Raw genomic sequence first — 16923 nt, forward strand, 5'->3', positions numbered from 1 at the left:
ATGCGCGTCACGTAGGTCATGTCGACGCGGTGGATGAACCGGGGCGTGACATGGGCCACTTCATCGCGTACGATCACTTTCAGTTAATAGCCACTAACTGAAGGGTCGACGGTGACCAGCACGATCGACGGCTTCCGGGCCGCACACCAGCGCAATCTCGACCTGCTCGACGAACGCCTGCGAGAGGTGTCCGCCGGCGGCGGCGCGAAGGCTCGTGATCGCCACGTCGCTCGCGGAAAGTTGCTTCCGCGGGACCGGGTCGACGGGCTGCTCGACGTCGGGTCGCCGTTCATCGAGGTGGCCCCGCTCGCGGCCTTCGGGATGTACGGCGGCAAGGTGCCCGCCGCCGGGGTCATCGCCGGCGTGGGGCGCGTCGCGGGTCGAGAGTGCATGATCGTCGCCAACGACGCCACGGTCTCCGGCGGCACGTACTACCCGGTCACGGTCAAGAAGCATCTGCGTGCGCAGGAGATCGCGGCGGCCAACCGGCTCCCGTGCATCTACCTCGTCGACTCGGGCGGCGCGATGCTGCTCCAGCAGGACGAGGTGTTCCCCGACCGGGATCACTTCGGACGGATCTTCTTCAATCAGGCGACCATGAGCGCCGCCGGCATCCCGCAGATCGCCGCGGTGCTCGGGTCGTCGACCGCCGGCGGGGCCTACGTCCCGGCGATGAGCGACGAGACGGTGATCGTGCGCAATCAGGGCACCATCTTCCTCGCGGGCCCGCCACTGGTGAAGGCGGCGACCGGAGAAGATGTCTCCGCCGAGGACCTGGGCGGTGGTGCGATGCACTCATCGGTCTCCGGTGTCACAGATCACCTCGTCGACAACGACCAGCAGGCGCTCGCCAAGGTCCGCGAGATCGTCGCGACCCTCGGGCCCCGCGAGGCGCCACAGTGGGAGACGATCCCGGTCCGCGAGCCGGTGCGGCCGCAGACCGACATCTACGACGTGGTGCCCACCGACCCGCGAACTCCGTACGACGTCCGATCGGTCATCGAAATCCTGTGCGACGGAGGAGAATACAACGAGTTCAAGGCGAACTACGGCACCAGTCTGGTGACGGCGTTCGCGCACCTGCACGGTCACCCGGTGGGGATCGTCGCCAACAACGGTGTCCTGTTCAGCGAATCCGCGCTGAAGGGAGCTCATTTCATCGAACTGTGCGACCAGCGCCGCATCCCGTTGCTGTTCCTGCAGAACATCACCGGCTTCATGGTCGGCAAGGCCTACGAGCAGGGCGGCATCGCCAAGAACGGGGCCAAGATGGTCAACGCCGTGGCGTGCGCACGCGTGCCCAAGTTCACCGTCATGGTCGGCGGCTCCTTCGGAGCGGGCAACTACTCGATGTGCGGACGCGCCTACTCGCCCAGATTCCTCTGGATGTGGCCCAACGCCCGCATCTCGGTCATGGGCGGACCGCAGGCCGCCGACACCCTCGGAACGGTGCGACGCAACCAGATCGAGCGATCCGGCGCGGAATGGTCCACCGAGGACGAGGAAGCGTTCAAGGCCCCGATCCGCGAACAGTTCGAACAACAGTCGGACGCCTACTACTCGACGGCGCGGCTGTGGGACGACGGCATCGTCGACCCGGCACAGACCCGGACACTGCTCGGCCTGGCCCTCGAGACCGCCCGCTACGCACCGCTCGCCGATCCGCGCTACGGCGTCTTCCGGATGTGACCGCCGATGCCGACGTCGCCGAGTCCGAACCCGATGTCCACCGCCCCGTCCCGCCGACCCCGAGGACCACGACCGTGAGTACCAGACCCAATCGGCCCGCTCGCTCCGCTCCCGGCGCCGGACCCATTCGGCCCGCTTGCTGCGCTCCCGGCGCCAGACCCATCCGCAGTGTCCTGGTGGCCAACCGTGGTGAGATCGCCTGCCGGGTGATCGACACCCTGCGCCACATGGGAATCCGCAGTATCGCAGTCTATTCTGACGCCGACGCGCAGGCGCGCCACGTCCGGGAGGCCGACGTCGCCGTGCACATCGGCCCGGCCGCCGCCGCCCAGAGCTACCTCGACATCGCAAAAGTGGTCGACGCGGCACGCAAGACCGGTGCCGACGCCGTCCACCCGGGCTACGGATTCCTCTCGGAGAACCAGAAGTTCGCGGCCGCTCTGGCGGAGGCGGGCATCGTCTTCATCGGGCCGCCCGCGGAGGCGATCGCGACGATGGGAGACAAGATCACGGCCCGGGCCGCCGTCACCGCTCGCGACGTGCCGGTGGTGCCGGGTCTGTCGCGCCCCGGCCTGACCGACGACGACCTCATCGCCGCGGCACCCGACATCGGGTTCCCGGTTCTCATCAAGCCCAGTGCGGGTGGCGGTGGCAAGGGGATGCATCGCGTGGCCGAGGCGTCGGAGCTGCCGGCCGCGCTGGAGCGGGCCCGCCGCGAGGCCGCCGCCGCGTTCGGCGACGACGCGCTGTTCCTCGAGCATTTCGTCGACACCCCGCGCCACATCGAGGTGCAGGTCCTCGCGGATCAGCACGGGAACGTCATCCACCTCGGCGAGCGCGAGTGCTCATTGCAGCGGCGGCACCAGAAGGTGATCGAGGAGGCACCGTCGGCGCTGCTCGACGCCGAGACCCGTGCTCGCATCGGTGAGGCCGCGTGCGATGCCGCGCGCAGTGTCGGCTACACCGGGGCGGGCACGGTCGAGTTCATCGTGTCGGCGCACCGGCCCGACGAGTTCTTCTTCATGGAGATGAACACCCGCCTGCAGGTCGAGCACCCGGTGACCGAGCTCGTCACCGGAGTCGACCTCGTGGAACAACAGATCCGCGTCGCCCGCGGAGAAGTCCTGGGTCTGACGCAGGACACGATCACCCTCAGCGGCCACGCGATCGAGGCACGCGTGTACGCCGAGGACCCGGCCCGCGGTTTCCTGCCGACCGGCGGGACGATCGAGCATCTCGTCCATCCCGACACCTCGGCCGGTGGCGGCATCCGCGTCGACTCGGCCATGCTCGACGGATTGCGCGTCGGCAGTGACTACGACCCGATGCTCGCGAAGATCATCGCCTACGGTGCCGACCGGGAGGAGGCGCTCGAACGTCTCGACCAGGCATTGGCCCACACGCGCGTGCTGGGCGTGGTCACCAACATCGACTTCTGCCGCTTCGTCCTGCGTCAGCAGGCGGTCGTGGACGCCGACCTCGACACCGAACTGTTGGACCGCCTCGTCACCGATTACGCTGCGCCGGAGCCCATTCCCGAGGCACAGGTGCTCGTGGGTCTGGCGCGGATCGGCGCTCGCGATGCCGACGACATCTGGTCCTCGGCGGTCGGATGGCGGGTCGGTCGATCCGCTCCGGTCCGCACCCGCCTCGTCGCCGGCGGACGACATTCGACGGTGGCCATCCAGGTCGATGCCGCCGACGAATGGTCCGTCTCGGGAACCGCCACCGTCACCTTCGACGACGACGCCGAGGCGTCGTGGACCGGGCACGTGGTCTACCAGCCGGCGCAACCCGGTGACGGGCGCGGTTCGGACCGCCTGGTCGTCGACGGGGTGACGCAGTCGTGGTCGAGTGTTCGCGTCGGAGAGAGCTGGTGGGTGGGAGGGCCGTCGGGCACCTGGGTCCTCGAACTCGCGAAGCCCCTGCTCGACGAGGCCGCCGACGAGCACGCCGGCGAGATCACCAGCCCGATGCCGGGCACCGTGGTCGCCGTCGCCGCCGAGATCGGGGCCGACGTCTCCGCCGGCCAGTCGGTCGTCGTCGTCGAGGCGATGAAGATGGAACATGCACTCACCGCGCCGGTGGACGGCACCGTCGACATCTCCGTGAAGGTGGGGGACAAGGTCGACGCGGGACAGATCCTCGCCGTCGTCACCGCCGGCGATCCCCTTGATCCCTGAGGTGCGAGGAGCGAAAGCGACGAGCCTTTACTGATCCCTGAGGTGCGAGGAGCGAAAGCGACGAGCCACGAAGGGCCCTGAACCACCCGTCGACAACCTTCCCAGGAGAACACTCACATGGAACTCACCCAGGAGTACACCGACCTCATCGCGACGGTCCGCGACTTCGCGCAGACCGTGGTGGCGCCGGTGGCCGCGAAACACGATGCCGAGCACAGCTTTCCGTACGACGTCGTCGCCCAGATGGGCAAGATGGGACTGTTCGGGCTTCCCTTCGACGAGAAGTACGGCGGCATGGGCGGCGACTACTTCGCCCTGTCGCTCGCGCTGGAGGAACTCGGCAAGGTCGACCAGTCCGTCGCCATCACCCTCGAAGCCGGGGTGAGTCTGGGCGCCATGCCGATCTACCGATTCGGCAGCGAGGAGCAGAAAGAGCAGTACCTCCCCGAACTCACGGCGGGCACGGCGCTCGCCGGCTTCGGGCTGACCGAACCCGGGGCGGGATCGGATGCCGGGGCCACCGCGACCACGGCCCGCGACGACGGTGACTCGTGGATCATCAACGGCGGCAAGCAATTCATCACCAACTCGGGGACCGACATCACCTCACTGGTGACGGTGACCGCGGTGACCGGGGTGAAGGAGAACGGCAAGAAGGAGATCTCCACCATCATCGTGCCGTCCGGCACGCCGGGTTTCACCGCCGAGCCGGCGTACAACAAGGTCGGGTGGAATGCCTCGGATACCCATCCGCTGACCTTCACCGACGTACGCGTTCCCAAGGAGAACCTGCTCGGTGTCCGCGGCCGCGGATACGCCAACTTCCTGTCCATCCTCGACGAGGGGCGGATCGCCATCGCAGCCCTCGCCACCGGCGTCGCCCAGGGGTGCGTCGACGAGAGCGTGAAGTACGCCAAGGAGCGACAATCCTTCGGCAAGGCGATCGGTGAGTACCAGTCGGTGTCCTTCGCGATCGCCCGGATGGAGGCGCGCGCCCACGTCGCACGGACCGCCTACTACGACGCGGCGGCGAAGATGTTGGCGGGCAAGCCCTTCAAGAAGGAGGCGTCGATCGCCAAGATGATCGCCAGTGAGGCGGCGATGGACAACGCCCGGATGGCCACGCAGATCCACGGCGGGTACGGCTTCATGAACGAATATCCCGTCGCCCGGCACTACCGCGATTCGAAGATCCTCGAGATCGGTGAGGGCACGACCGAGGTGCAGCTCATGCTGATCGCGCGCGAGCTGGGGTTCGCATGAGCGACACCACCGGCGGGCGTCGAATCGTACAGCGCGGGTTGTGGTTCGAGGAGTTCGAGGAGGGCACCATCTACGAACATCGGCCCGGACGCACTGTCACCGAGGCCGACAACGTGCTGTTCACGACGCTGACCATGAACACGCAGGCGCTCCACCTCGACGCCGCCTGGTCGGCCGAGCAGCCGGGTTTCGGCGGGCAACGCCTGATCAACTCCATGTTCACCCTGTCGACGATCGTGGGATTGTCGGTCTCCCAACTCACCCAGGGCACCCTGGTGGCGAACCTGGGCTTCAGCGAGGTCGCCTTCCCGGCGCCGTTGTTCGCCGGCGACACCCTGTACGCGGAGACCGAGTGCACCGGTAAACGCGAATCGCGGTCGCGTCCGGGTGAGGGCGTGGTGAACTTGACCCACATCGGACGCAACCAGCACGGCGAGGTCGTCGCCCGCGCCGCACGAGCAACGCTGGTGCGCAGGCAACGGACGGAGTGACGACGATGTTCTTCGAGGACCCACCCGGCGGCCCGGTCGCGGGTTCCGGACTGTCGGGGCAGCTCACCAACGCGTGGCTGCCGCCCGGGCCGGCGATGTTGTTCTGCCCGGCGGACCGTCCCGAGCGATACCAGAAGGCCCTCGACCGGGCCGACGTCGTCATCCTCGACCTCGAGGACGCGGTGTCGCCGACGAACCGCGCCGCAGCCCGGGAGGCTCTCGTCGCCAATCCGGTCGATCCGGACCGCACCATCGTGCGGATCAACCCGGCCGGTACCGGCGACTACCGGCGCGATCTCGCCGCCGTCTCGGAGACGAACTACCGGGTGGTGATGCAGGCCAAGGCCGAGGACGTGTCCTCGATCCTGGACACCGCGTTCCAGACGATCGCACTGATCGAGACGCCGCTCGGCGCGACCCGCGCCCGCGACATCGCCGCCACCTCCAACTGCATCGGACTGATGTGGGGGGCAGAGGATCTCGTCGCGGGCCTCGGCGGCACGTCGAGCCGGTTCGGTCCGGGTGAAGCCCGGCCGGGTGAGTACCGGGACGTCGCGAGTTGGGTCCGGTCGATGGTCCGCATCGCGGCCGCCGCGTACGGGAAGTTCGCCGTCGACTCGGTGCACCTCGACATCTCCGACGTCGACGGACTCGTCGCCGAGGTCCGCGACGCGGTGGCCCTGGGTTACACCGCGACCGCGTGCATCCATCCGTCCCAGGTCGATCACATCCGGAACGGTTACCGCCCGTCGGACGAGGCGGTCGAGTGGGCGCGCAAGGTCCTCGACGGTGCGGCCGAACACGCGGGCGGGGTATTCAGCCTCGACGGTCAGATGATCGACGGGCCGGTCCTGCGCCAGGCGGAGGTCGTCCTGTCCCGTGTGAGCGGTACGCGTACCGATCCCGCCCCCGAGAACTGACGAAGCCCCCGACCATCCGGGCATCCACCCCCCGAGAACAGACCGGAGCGAGAACATGAGCACCGAGGCGCACCCGAAGCCTGCACACACGCGCGGTGAGGAGACACCGGCACTGCTCACCGAGACCATCGGAGCCACCCTGGCCCGAACCGTCGCGGACCACGGCGAGCGAACCGCGTTGATCGACGCCGCCGCACGGCGGGAATGGCGATACACCGAGTTCCACCGTGACGTACGCGCGCTCGCGGCCGGACTGCTACGACTCGGCGTGTCGGTCGGCGACCGTGTCGGGCTGTGGTCGCCGAACCGGTTCGAATGGGTGTTGACCCAGTACGCCGCGGCCGAGATCGGCGCCGTGCTGGTCAATCTCAATCCCGCGTACCGGCAGAACGAGATCGAGTACGCGCTGCAGCAGTCCGGGACGAGCGTCGTCCTGGCCGCCGAGAGTTTCAAGGACTCGGCCTATTCGACGATGCTCGACCAGGCCCGGCCACAGTGCCCGGAGCTGCGCGAAGTGGTCCTGTTCGAATCCCCCGGCTGGGATGCGCTGTGTGTCGAGCCGAGCGCCGACGAGCTCACACGCGTCGACGAGATCGCTGCGTCGCTCTCACCCGACGACCCGATCAACATCCAGTACACCTCGGGTACAACGGGTTTCCCGAAGGGTGCGACGCTGTCGCACCGGAACATCGGGAACAACGGGTATCTCGTCGGCGAACTGCTGAACTACACCGCCGACGACCGGATCTGTCTCCCCGTGCCCTTCTACCACTGCTTCGGCATGGTGATGGGTAACCTTGCGGCGACGAGTCACGGTGCGGCGATGGTGATTCCGGCGCCGGCCTTCGACCCGCGGGCCACCCTCGAGGCGGTCGCGGAGTACCGCTGCACCAGCCTCTACGGCGTGCCCACCATGTTCATCGCCGAACTCGGCCTGCTCGACGACGGGCTCGACATCGACCTGTCGAGCCTGCGCACCGGCATCATGGCGGGGTCGCCGTGCCCCGAGTACGTCATGCGGCAGGTCGTCGACCGCATGCACATGCGTGAGGTGTCGATCTGTTACGGCATGACCGAGACGTCGCCGGTGTCGACGCAGACGCGGGTCGACGATCCCCTCGAGTTGCGTGTGACCACCGTCGGGCGGGTCGGCCCGCACCTGGAGATCAAGGTCGTCGATCCCGGAACCGGGGAGACCTCGGCGCGCGGCGAGACGGGCGAGTTGTGTACGCGCGGTTACTCGGTGATGACCGGATACTGGAACGACCCGGAGAAGACGGCCGAGGCCATCGACGCCGACGGCTGGATGCACACCGGCGACCTCGCCGACATGGACGAGAACGGTTATGTCCGGATCACCGGGCGCATCAAGGACATGGTGATCCGCGGCGGGGAGAACATCTACCCGCGCGAGATCGAGGAGTTCCTCTACACCCATCCCGACATTCTCGACGCCCAGGTGATCGGGGTGCCCGACGTGAAATACGGCGAGGAGCTGATGGCCTGGGTCCGGTTGCGCGACACCGCAACCGAATTTACCGCCGACGACCTGCGCGAGTTCGCGACCGGCAAGATCGCGCGACACAAGATCCCGCGGTACGTCCATGTGGTCGAGGAGTTCCCGATGACCGTCACCGGCAAGGTCCGCAAGGTGGCGATGCGCGACGAGGCGGTCTCGATCCTCGAGCAGTTGCGATGAGCACGTCGAGGACTGCGGAGCGGGTCACGAGCACCCAGATGGACCGGTTCGGTCGCTTAGTCGCCGAGCGATTCGGGTCCGGCACAGGCGATTACGACGACCTGTGGTCGTGGTCGGTGGAACATCCGGCCCGGTTCTGGCGTGCCGTCTGGGAATTCTTCGACCTCGACGCCCTCGCCGCGGAGCCGCTCGGGCCCGGGGACGAGGCGGTGCTCGCCGACGACCGGATGCCCGGTGCGGTCTGGTTCCCCGGGATGCGGTTGAACTACGTCGATCAGATCCTCCGGCACGCCGCCCTGCCCGGTGCCGCGATCGTGGGCATCGACGAGGCCGGTGACCGTTCCGAGATCGCGTGGGCGGAACTGCCGGCGCAGGTCGCGGGCCTGGCCGCGGCCCTGCGTGCGCGCGGAGTGGGGTCGGGGGACGTGGTGGCCGCTTACCTCCCCGACATCCCGGAGGCCGTCATCGCCTTCCTGGCCACCGCATCCCTGGGCGCGATCTGGTCCGGATGTGGACAAGACTATGCCCCGCAGGGGGCAGCCGGTCGACTAGGCCAACTCGCACCCAAGGTCCTGTTCACCGCCGCCGGATATCGCTACAACGGCAAGGTCGTCGACAAGCGCGCCGACAGCGCCGAGCTCGCCGGGCTACTGCCGGACCTGGTCGCGCACATCACGATCGGCGCGACCGAGGAGTCTTCGTCGGCCCTCGACTATGCCGACGCCGTCACCAGCGACCCCGGCGACTTCCACCCCGTCAAGGTGCCCTTCGATCATCCGCTCTGGGTGCTGTTCAGTTCCGGCACCACCGGACGCCCCAAAGGCATCGTGCACGGACACGGGGGAGTCCTGCTGGAGCACCTGAAAGCCGGTGCCCTGCACGGCGATCTGTCCGCAGACGACGTGTTCTTCTGGCAGACCGCGCTCAGCTGGATGATGTGGAACTATCAGGTCGCCGGACTTCTCTGCGGTTCGCGGATCGTCTGTTACAGCGGTTCGCCCCTGTACCCCGACGCCGACCGCCTGTGGCAGGTCGTCGACGACGAGCACGTCACCTACTTCGGCACGAGTCCCGGTCAGCTGCAGGCCTCGCGGAAGGCGGGTCTGGAACCGGGCCGCCGGCACGACCTCGGTCGGTTGCGCACTCTCGGGAGTACCGGATCATCGCTCGCCGCAGATCTTTTCACCTGGGTCGACGACCACGTCGGGGCCGGACTGCCCATCTCGTCGATCAGCGGCGGCACCGACATCGTGTCCGCGTTCGCCGGCGGCTCCACCGGTGTACCGGTCGTCCCGGGGGAGCTGTCGGTGCGCTACCTCGGTGTGGCACTGGAGAGTTGGTCGCCCGACGCCCGCCCGCTGGTGGGGGAGGTGGGTGAACTCGTCGTCACCGCGCCGATGCCGTCGATGCCCGTGAGCTTCTGGGACGATCCCGACGGTGCGCGCTACCGCGCGGCTTATTTCGCCCACGAATGGGAGGGCGGTGCGTCGAATCCGGAGAAACCGGTCTGGCGGCACGGCGACTGGGTGACGGTGACCGAACGTGGGTCGCTCGTGATCCACGGCCGCAGCGACGCGACGTTGAACCGCCACGGGATCCGGATGGGATCGGCCGACATCTACGAGGTCGTCGAAGCGCTCGACGAGATCGCCGAGGCCTTCGTGCTCGGTGTCGACGGACCGGACGGCGCCTACTGGATGCCGCTGTTCGTCACCCTGGTCCCCGGCGCGACGCTCGACGACGCGCTGATCGGCCGGATCGCGGGCGCGGTCCGCGACCGCCTCTCCAAACGCCATGTGCCCGAAGAGGTCATCGAGGCCCCCGGGATTCCGCACACCCGGACCGGAAAGAAGCTCGAGGTTCCGGTCACCGCGATTCTGGCGGGCCGTTCCGAGGTCAACATCGACCCCAAGGCGGTCGACGACTACGCGCTGATCAACTGGTACGCCGAGCAAGGGCGCGCGCATCGCTGGTGAGCGGGATTCGTGGCCCGGCGGGGCGACCCCGATGTGCAAGGGTCATGGGACCCGGCTGGTATGTGTACTAGCGTGGTCGATAGTTCTGCGCTCGTGGGGGGCGACGGCCGGACGCCGTCACCTCGACGCGACCCGCTGATCCTGACCGACCGACCCGACCAGGAGATCGTCATGACCTACCCACCCGGCGGCTACGGGCAGCAGCAGCCCGAGTCCGGCCAGTCCTACGGCCAGTACGGCAATCAATCCGGATATCCCCAGTCCGGCGCGCACAACACGGGTCCGCAGGCGAGCCCCGCGCCCGGTTCCGATCAGTACGGTCAGGCCCAGCAGTACGGGGGTCAGCAGTACGGGGGCCAGCAGTACGGTCAGAGCGGACAGTCCTACGGCCAGGGGCAGCCGGGTTACGGCCAGAGCCCCGCGCCGGGATATGGCCAGCAGGGATACGGCCAGCAGGGGTACGGCCAACCCGGATACGGCCAGGACCAGCAGGGCCAGCAGGGCTACGGCCAGTACGGATACTCCCCGCAGCCGACCAAGACGCCGAGTCAGGGACTGCCGGCCATCACCCCGGTTCTCCTCGCCGCCGCGATCGGCGCCTTCGGCCTCATCGTCCTCTTCAGCGGGTTCCTGTCCGCCGCCGAGACCTATGACTTCGCGCTCAAGCTGTTCCAGACCCAGTACAACGCGCCGTACACGCTGATCAGCGTTGCCGGAATCCTGGCGCTCATCTCGCTGATCCCGGGCATCAAGGTGCCTGCGGCGCCGATCGTGGCGTCGCTGGCGATCACCTCGTTCCTGATCACGCTGTTCCAGTTCCTCAACATCGACGACAACGGTGCCGGGGCGATCGTGCTGCTGATCTTCACCCTCCTGTCCGCGGTCCTCGCGGTCGTGTGGTTGCTCGTCGACGCCGGCGTCATCAAGGTGGCGCCCGCGGTGGGCTCGGCGACCGCCGCGGTAGCCCCCGGCTCGTCGGCCGCGCAGTCCGACACCGGCGCTCACCAGCAGACCGGTGGCTACGGTGAGGCGCAGACCACCGCCTACGGCACCGGCAGCGCGCAGGCTCAGTACGGCCAGCAGTCGTCGGCGAACTACGACCCGTCGGCCTACTCGCAGTCGTCGGGCGCGTCGACCGCCGGTCAGAGCGGTTACTCCGGCGGTGCGAGCGAATCGTCGGCATCGGCCTCCGGTCACGGCGAGTCGGGCTACGGGGACTACCGTCCCGGCCAGTACGCGGCCGGCGCCTCGGGCGCATCCCCGGCCGCGCCCGGTGGATCCGCTGGCCCCTCGGGCACCGACACCCCGGCCGGAGACCACTCGACCACGGTCTTCCAGAAGCCGGAACCGCCCACCGGCAGCGGCAACTGACAGAACCCCCACAGTGCCCCGTCGACCATCGGTCGACGGGGCTCTGTGTATCGCCGCCGGTCGAGCCGGCCCCCGCTGGTTGAGCCGGTGAGGAGCGCAGCGACGAGCCGAGTCGAAGCCACACGGTGAGCTGACTCCCTTTCGCAGCCCGCTCGGCGCGTCTACGACGGCCTCGGCCGGGACCGTGTCAGGCTCATGACGATGCCCTCCCTCAAGTCGGACCCGACCACGGACAATCTGGCGTCGCAGCTGCGTAACCTGCGGCGATCACGTCGTGCGCAGCGCACGGCGGCCGAGGGCTCGGCCCGGCAGCTCGCGGTTGTCGCGTTCACCGTTCCCGCGATAGCGCTGGTGACGCTGATCGTCGTGATGCTCTCGGTGCTGCTGCTGGCCGGCAGCGGCCTGACCGGACTGCCGAGTGCGATCGCCTCGGGCTGGCTGGCCGTCCACCAGGTGCCGGTCACGATCAGCGGGGTCACCGTAGGTGTGCTGCCGCTGTTGCCGACGCTGGCGGTCGCCGCCGGCACTGCCTGGCTGACGGCCCGGGCCGTCGCCGGTGGCACGAACTCGAACGAACGCGATCGGCACGACCTGTTCGACCTCGGCGCCGTCGTGTTCTCGGCGGTGATCGGTCCCGTTCTCATCACCGCGATGTCCCTGGCGGTCGTCATGGACGGCGGGTCGGTCCTGCCGGTGCAGACGCCCAACGCGCTGCTTGCGTTCCTCTACACCCTCGGCGTACACGGCGGTGCGGCGGTCGCCGGTGTCGTGTGGAGCCGACGACGCGACTTCGCCGTCCGCGGGGGTGTGACCCACGCCGATCGTCGCGGTTTCCGGTACGGGCTGGTGGCGGCCATGCTGCTACTGGTGGCCGGAGCCGTGCTGGTGTGTCTGCGCATGTTGATGAGGCACGGGCAGATCGGTGAACTGATCGAGACCGGTTACGACTTCGATGGGTTCCTGGGACTCACCCTGCTGTCGATGCTCTACCTCCCGAACGTGATGGTCGCCGCGATGGCGGTGCTCGTGGGTTCCGACGTCCAGATCGGTGCGACGACGGTCGACCTGTTCACGGTCCGCGGTGACGCCGTCCCGCCCGTCCCGGTTCTCGCGGTCCTTCCCGACGGGCCGGGTGCCGGGGCATGGGGATTCGTCGGACTGCTCGTGCCGGCCGGTGTCGCCGCGTTCGTCGGCTGGCGATGCCGCGACCTCGATCCCATGGCCCACGTGCGTTCGGTGGGTGTCGCCGCGGCGGTCGCGGCTTCGGTGGTCGCCGTTCTCACCGTCTCGGCGGGTGGAACGCTGGGGGAGTTCGGCGAGGTCGTCGTGACGGTGTCGGCGGCCGGGGTCTTCACACTGGGTTGGATCGCGGTCGTCGGCCTGCTCATCGTGCTCGTCTACGCCTTCCTGCCGTCGACCCGAGCGGCACGTCTCGCTGTCGGCGATGAGTACTTCGACGATCCCCTCGACCTCGGTTACGAAGACGAATACGTCATCGTCACCGATCTGGACGAGGACGACGAGTACGCCGAGTACTCGGAAGTCGAGGACGGTGAATTCGAGGACGGCGAGTACGAGGACTCGGACTACGACGACGGTGAGTTCGACGACGGTGAATTCGGGGACGCTGACCTCGCGGACGACGACGCGGAGTACGTCGCCGGGTCGGACCCGGACGACTCTGATCTCGACACCGCATCCGGGCGCGCGCCGGCGAAGAACCGCGTGTACGACGACGATCTCGACGTGGCGGATCTCGCCGTCGACGTGGATCACGACCTCCATCCCGGTTCGCACGGGGCCTCACGGCAACGCTGACAGCGCGCTTCCCGGGCGTGCCCCGGCGGCGCCACCCGGCGCGGGCGGCCCAACGTGCGGCGATTAGTCTCGACGACGTGACATCCCCGACGGCACCTGGTCGCACCCCGCTGGTGGTGATGGCGTCGGGCACCGGTTCGCTGCTGGAATCGCTGATCGCGCGCGCCGGTGACGAGGATGCCCCGTTCCGTGTCGCGGCGATCGTGGTCGACCGCTCGTGCCGGGCGCAAGAGGTCGCGCAGCGCCACGACATCCCGCTCATCACCTGCCGTGTCGCCGACCACGCCGACCGTGCGACGTGGGATCGTGCGCTGACCGACGAGGTCGCCGCGATCGAGCCGGAGTGGGTGGTGACCGCCGGTTTCATGAAGATCCTCGGCCCGGCTTTTCTCGGCCGGTTCGGCGGTCGCGTCGTCAACAGTCATCCAGCGCTGCTACCAGCGTTTCCGGGCGCCCACGGGGTCGCCGAGGCGCTCGACTACGGCGTCAAGGTCACCGGCGCGACGGTCCATCTTGTCGACGAGGGCGTGGACACCGGCCCGATTCTGGCGCAACAGGTGGTCAGCGTCGTCGACGACGACACCGCCGACAGCCTGCACGAGCGAATCAAGACGGTCGAGCGCGTGTTGCTCGCCGACGTGGTGACCGCACTGGTCACCAGAGGAGTAGTCATCGATGGACGAAAGGCCCGCATCCCGTGAACGCACCCAGCTCTGACAGCTCTCGTCGACCGATTCGGCGCGCGCTGGTGAGTGTCTACGACAAGAGCGGTCTCGCCGACCTCGCGACGGCACTACACGCGGCCGGAGTGGAGATCGTGTCCACCGGGTCCACCGCAAAGACCATCGCCGGCGCGGGCGTGCCGGTCGTGGAGGTGTCCACGCTGACGGGCTTCCCCGAGTGCCTCGACGGCCGCGTCAAGACCCTGCACCCCAAGGTGCACGCGGGCATCCTCGCCGACACCCGCAAGTCCGATCATGTGGCTCAGCTCGACGAACTGGGCGTCGCCGCATTCGATCTCGTCGTCGTCAATCTCTATCCGTTCACCGAGACGGTGGCGTCCGGTGCGACTCCGGACGAGTGCATCGAGCAAATCGACATCGGCGGCCCGTCGATGGTGCGTGGGGCCGCGAAGAACCACCCGTCGGTCGCCGTCGTGGTCGATCCCGATGACTACTCGCTGGTGACCGAGGCCCTCGCGGCCGACGGGTTCTCGCTCGTCGACCGGAAGAAGCTCGCGGCCAAGGCTTTCCGGCACACCGCGGACTATGACGTCGCGGTCGCGTCGTGGATGTCGAGTGTGGTTGCGCCCGAGGACGAGTCGCAGTTCCCGGCGTGGGCCGGTGCGACCTGGACCCGCTCCGCGGTGCTGCGTTACGGCGAGAACCCCCACCAGCCGGCCGCACTGTACGTCGGTAACGCCGGGGCCGGCGGGGTTGCGACCGCCGAGCAACTCCACGGCAAGGAGATGAGCTACAACAACTACACCGACGCCGACGCCGCGTGGCGCGCCGCCTACGACTTCGATGCCCCGGCGGTCGCGATCATCAAGCACGCCAACCCGTGTGGCATCGCCATCGGCGCCGACATCGCGGAGGCGCATCGCAAGGCGCACGCGTGCGATCCGGTCAGCGCCTACGGCGGCGTGATCGCGGCGAATCGTGAGATCACCGTGGCGATGGCCGAGCAGGTCGCCGAGATCTTCACCGAGGTGATCGTCGCGCCCGGCTTCGCCGACGGTGCGCTCTCGGTGCTGACCCGTAAGAAGAACATCCGCGTCCTGGTGGCCACCCCGCCGGCGGCGACGGGGATCGAGACGAACCCGGTGTCGGGCGGACTGCTGATGCAGCAGCGCGACGTCCTCGACGCCGACGGCGACAATCCGGCCAACTGGAACCTCGTGGCGGGTCCGCCGGCCGACAACCAGACCCTTGCCGACCTCGAGTTCGCCTGGCGTGCGTGCCGTTCGGTCAAGTCCAACGCCATCCTGCTGGCGTCCGACGGTGCGTCGGTCGGCGTCGGCATGGGCCAGGTCAATCGCGTCGACTCCGCGCACCTGGCCGTGCAACGCGCCGGCGACCGGGCAGCGGGGAGTGTCGGGGCGTCGGACGCGTTCTTCCCCTTCCCGGACGGACTGCAGGTGCTGCTGTCGGCCGGGGTGAAAGCCGTTGCGCAGCCGGGCGGTTCGATTCGAGACAACGAGGTGATCGAGGCGGCCGACGAGGCGGGCGTGACGCTCTACCTCACCGGGGCGCGTCATTTCGCTCACTGATCTCGCTCTACTGGTCGTCGCCGGTTTCGGCGCCGGCCTGATCGGCTACATCACCGGGCTGGCGTCGATCGTCAGCTATCCCGCACTGCTCGCGGTCGGACTCAGTCCGATCGCGGCCAATGTCACGAACACGGTCGCGCTGGTCGCCGTCGGGGTGGGCAGTACCGCACAGTCGGGACGCTCCCTCCTCGACGGTGACCGCAGGCGGCTGATCATCGGCGCGATCGCCTCGCTCATCGGCGGCACGGTCGGGGCGGTGCTGTTGCTGTCGACGCCGGCCGAGGCGTTCGAAGCCGTTGTGCCGTTCCTGGTGGCGATCGCCGCGATCGCCCTGTTGGCGCAACCGGTTCTGCGACGGTGGGCCACCTCGCACGTCGAGCGTCCCTGGGTGTTCATCCTGGGCCTGACGCTGATCTCGGTGTACGGCGGGTACTTCGGGGCGGGCGCCGGCATCATGATCCTCGCGCTGATGCTCGTGGTGACCAGCGAACCATTGTGGCGCGCAGCGTTGTCCAAGTCGTTGTTCCTCGGCATCGCCAACACGATCGCTGCCATCGGTTTCATGATCTGGGGTCCCGTCGACTGGTGGGCGGCGCTCGCCATGGCCGTCGGCTGTCTTGCCGGCGGGTGGTGCGGCCCGCCTGTCGTGAAACGGCTGCCGCCCGGGCCGCTCCGGATCGTGGTCGGGGTGTGCGGGCTCGGACTCGCGGCGTGGCTCGCGGTCAGCTGACGTCGGCGTGATGAGCAGGCGGTTGTCGTCGGTGTGCCCGCGGCAGCCCCTGCTCCCTGAGGAGCGTCCGGAGCTTGCGGAGGGCGCGGCAGCCCCTGCTCCCTGAGGAGCGTCCGGAGCTTGCGGAGGGCGCGTCAGCCCCTGCTCCCTGAGCCTGAATCCGTGGAAGGAGTTTCAGGTGGGGTGGGTTGGGGCGCGTGATCGTCTGATTGTGGTGTGGGCGTGTGGTATTCGCTGACTTGTGTCAGCTTTTTCACTGGGGTTCCTTGGTGGTGGGTGGGCGGGTGTGGTTGGTAGGTCAGGGAGTGTGCACTGCGGTCCATAGGGTGGTGAAGGCGTGTTGGGTTGGCCAGTGTCGGGGTAGGTGCAGGACCGGTGTTCGTGCTGGTCGCGCTAGTCGGGCGGGTATCGCGATGAGTGTGCGGCGCAGCGTTGCGCCCCGCGCGGCCCGCAGTTTGGGGGTGTTGGTGAGTGCGGCGAGGGTGCGCATCAGGTTGTGGCTGATCGCGGT

General features: G+C 68.4%; 12 protein-coding genes and 1 pseudogene. 12 read left to right on the top strand and 1 reads right to left on the bottom strand.

Translation table 11 applies throughout. The features are described 5' to 3' along the window. The first annotated feature begins 111 nt into the window (after positions 1-111). The 12 genes from KB201_RS19120 (at position 112) to KB201_RS19175 (ending at position 16412) form a co-directional block, all read left to right on the top strand. Positions 112-1689 (top strand): carboxyl transferase domain-containing protein, encoded by a 1578-nt coding sequence (locus KB201_RS19120; RefSeq protein WP_211540111.1) that lies wholly within the window; start codon positions 112-114, stop codon positions 1687-1689. Between the two features lie 176 nt (positions 1690-1865). Then, a complete protein-coding gene (locus KB201_RS19125) occupies positions 1866-3872 on the top strand; it encodes a biotin carboxylase N-terminal domain-containing protein (protein ID WP_211540112.1) in 2007 nt (668 codons plus the stop codon). Positions 3873-3989: 117 nt separating this feature from the next. Next, positions 3990-5135, top strand: a complete 1146-nt coding sequence (locus KB201_RS19130) for an acyl-CoA dehydrogenase family protein (RefSeq protein ID WP_058251531.1) — start codon at positions 3990-3992, stop codon at positions 5133-5135. Further along, positions 5132-5626 carry a MaoC family dehydratase gene (locus KB201_RS19135; RefSeq protein WP_065631769.1) on the top strand — a complete coding sequence of 165 codons (495 nt, stop codon included), beginning with the start codon at positions 5132-5134 and terminating at the stop codon, positions 5624-5626. Before KB201_RS19130 ends, KB201_RS19135 begins: the two co-directional genes overlap by 4 nt. Before the next feature lie 5 nt (positions 5627-5631). After that, positions 5632-6546: a CoA ester lyase gene (locus KB201_RS19140; RefSeq protein ID WP_058251675.1), complete on the top strand. Its 915-nt coding sequence runs from the start codon at positions 5632-5634 to the stop codon at positions 6544-6546. Positions 6547-6601: 55 nt separating this feature from the next. After that, positions 6602-8245, top strand: a complete 1644-nt coding sequence (locus KB201_RS19145) for an AMP-binding protein (RefSeq protein ID WP_058251529.1) — start codon at positions 6602-6604, stop codon at positions 8243-8245. Beyond that, positions 8242-10221: an acetoacetate--CoA ligase gene (locus KB201_RS19150; protein ID WP_165630356.1), complete on the top strand. Its 1980-nt coding sequence runs from the start codon at positions 8242-8244 to the stop codon at positions 10219-10221. Before KB201_RS19145 ends, KB201_RS19150 begins: the two co-directional genes overlap by 4 nt. 171 nt (positions 10222-10392) lie before the next feature. Further along, positions 10393-11592, top strand: a complete 1200-nt coding sequence (locus KB201_RS19155) for a DUF5336 domain-containing protein (RefSeq protein WP_211540116.1) — start codon at positions 10393-10395, stop codon at positions 11590-11592. Between the two features lie 195 nt (positions 11593-11787). Further along, positions 11788-13410, top strand: coding sequence for a DUF6350 family protein (locus tag KB201_RS19160; protein WP_374193955.1), 1623 nt, complete (start codon positions 11788-11790; stop codon positions 13408-13410). 77 nt (positions 13411-13487) lie between these two features. Beyond that, positions 13488-14111 (top strand): phosphoribosylglycinamide formyltransferase, encoded by a 624-nt coding sequence (gene purN, locus KB201_RS19165; RefSeq protein ID WP_205333550.1) that lies wholly within the window; start codon positions 13488-13490, stop codon positions 14109-14111. Beyond that, on the top strand, positions 14108-15682 hold the full coding sequence (gene purH, locus KB201_RS19170; RefSeq protein ID WP_211540114.1) for a bifunctional phosphoribosylaminoimidazolecarboxamide formyltransferase/IMP cyclohydrolase: 1575 nt from the start codon (positions 14108-14110) through the stop codon (positions 15680-15682). The genes purN and purH overlap by 4 nt, the downstream gene beginning before the upstream one ends. After that, positions 15669-16412, top strand: coding sequence for a sulfite exporter TauE/SafE family protein (locus KB201_RS19175; RefSeq protein ID WP_211540117.1), 744 nt, complete (start codon positions 15669-15671; stop codon positions 16410-16412). Before purH ends, KB201_RS19175 begins: the two co-directional genes overlap by 14 nt. A 298-nt stretch (positions 16413-16710) precedes the next feature. On the opposite strand, the pseudogene KB201_RS19180 reads toward KB201_RS19175, so the two are convergent. Further along, positions 16711-16923, bottom strand: a pseudogene (locus KB201_RS19180) (IS1380 family transposase); the annotation flags it as partial.

Origin of the sequence: Gordonia sp. SCSIO 19800 (genome assembly GCF_018132775.1) — a bacterium.
GTDB classification, from domain to species: Bacteria; Actinomycetota; Actinomycetes; order Mycobacteriales; family Mycobacteriaceae; genus Gordonia; species Gordonia hongkongensis.

Bases quoted from the DNA above. Each gene is read 5' to 3' on its own strand.
- KB201_RS19130 (WP_058251531.1), top strand. From the start codon at position 3,990: ATGGAACTCACCCAGGAGTACACCGACCTCATCGCGACGGTCCGCGAC.
- KB201_RS19135 (WP_065631769.1), top strand. From the start codon at position 5,132: ATGAGCGACACCACCGGCGGGCGTCGAATCGTACAGCGCGGGTTGTGG.
- KB201_RS19140 (WP_058251675.1), top strand. From the start codon at position 5,632: ATGTTCTTCGAGGACCCACCCGGCGGCCCGGTCGCGGGTTCCGGACTG.
- KB201_RS19145 (WP_058251529.1), top strand. From the start codon at position 6,602: ATGAGCACCGAGGCGCACCCGAAGCCTGCACACACGCGCGGTGAGGAG.
- KB201_RS19150 (WP_165630356.1), top strand. From the start codon at position 8,242: ATGAGCACGTCGAGGACTGCGGAGCGGGTCACGAGCACCCAGATGGAC.
- KB201_RS19155 (WP_211540116.1), top strand. From the start codon at position 10,393: ATGACCTACCCACCCGGCGGCTACGGGCAGCAGCAGCCCGAGTCCGGC.
- KB201_RS19160 (WP_374193955.1), top strand. From the start codon at position 11,788: ATGACGATGCCCTCCCTCAAGTCGGACCCGACCACGGACAATCTGGCG.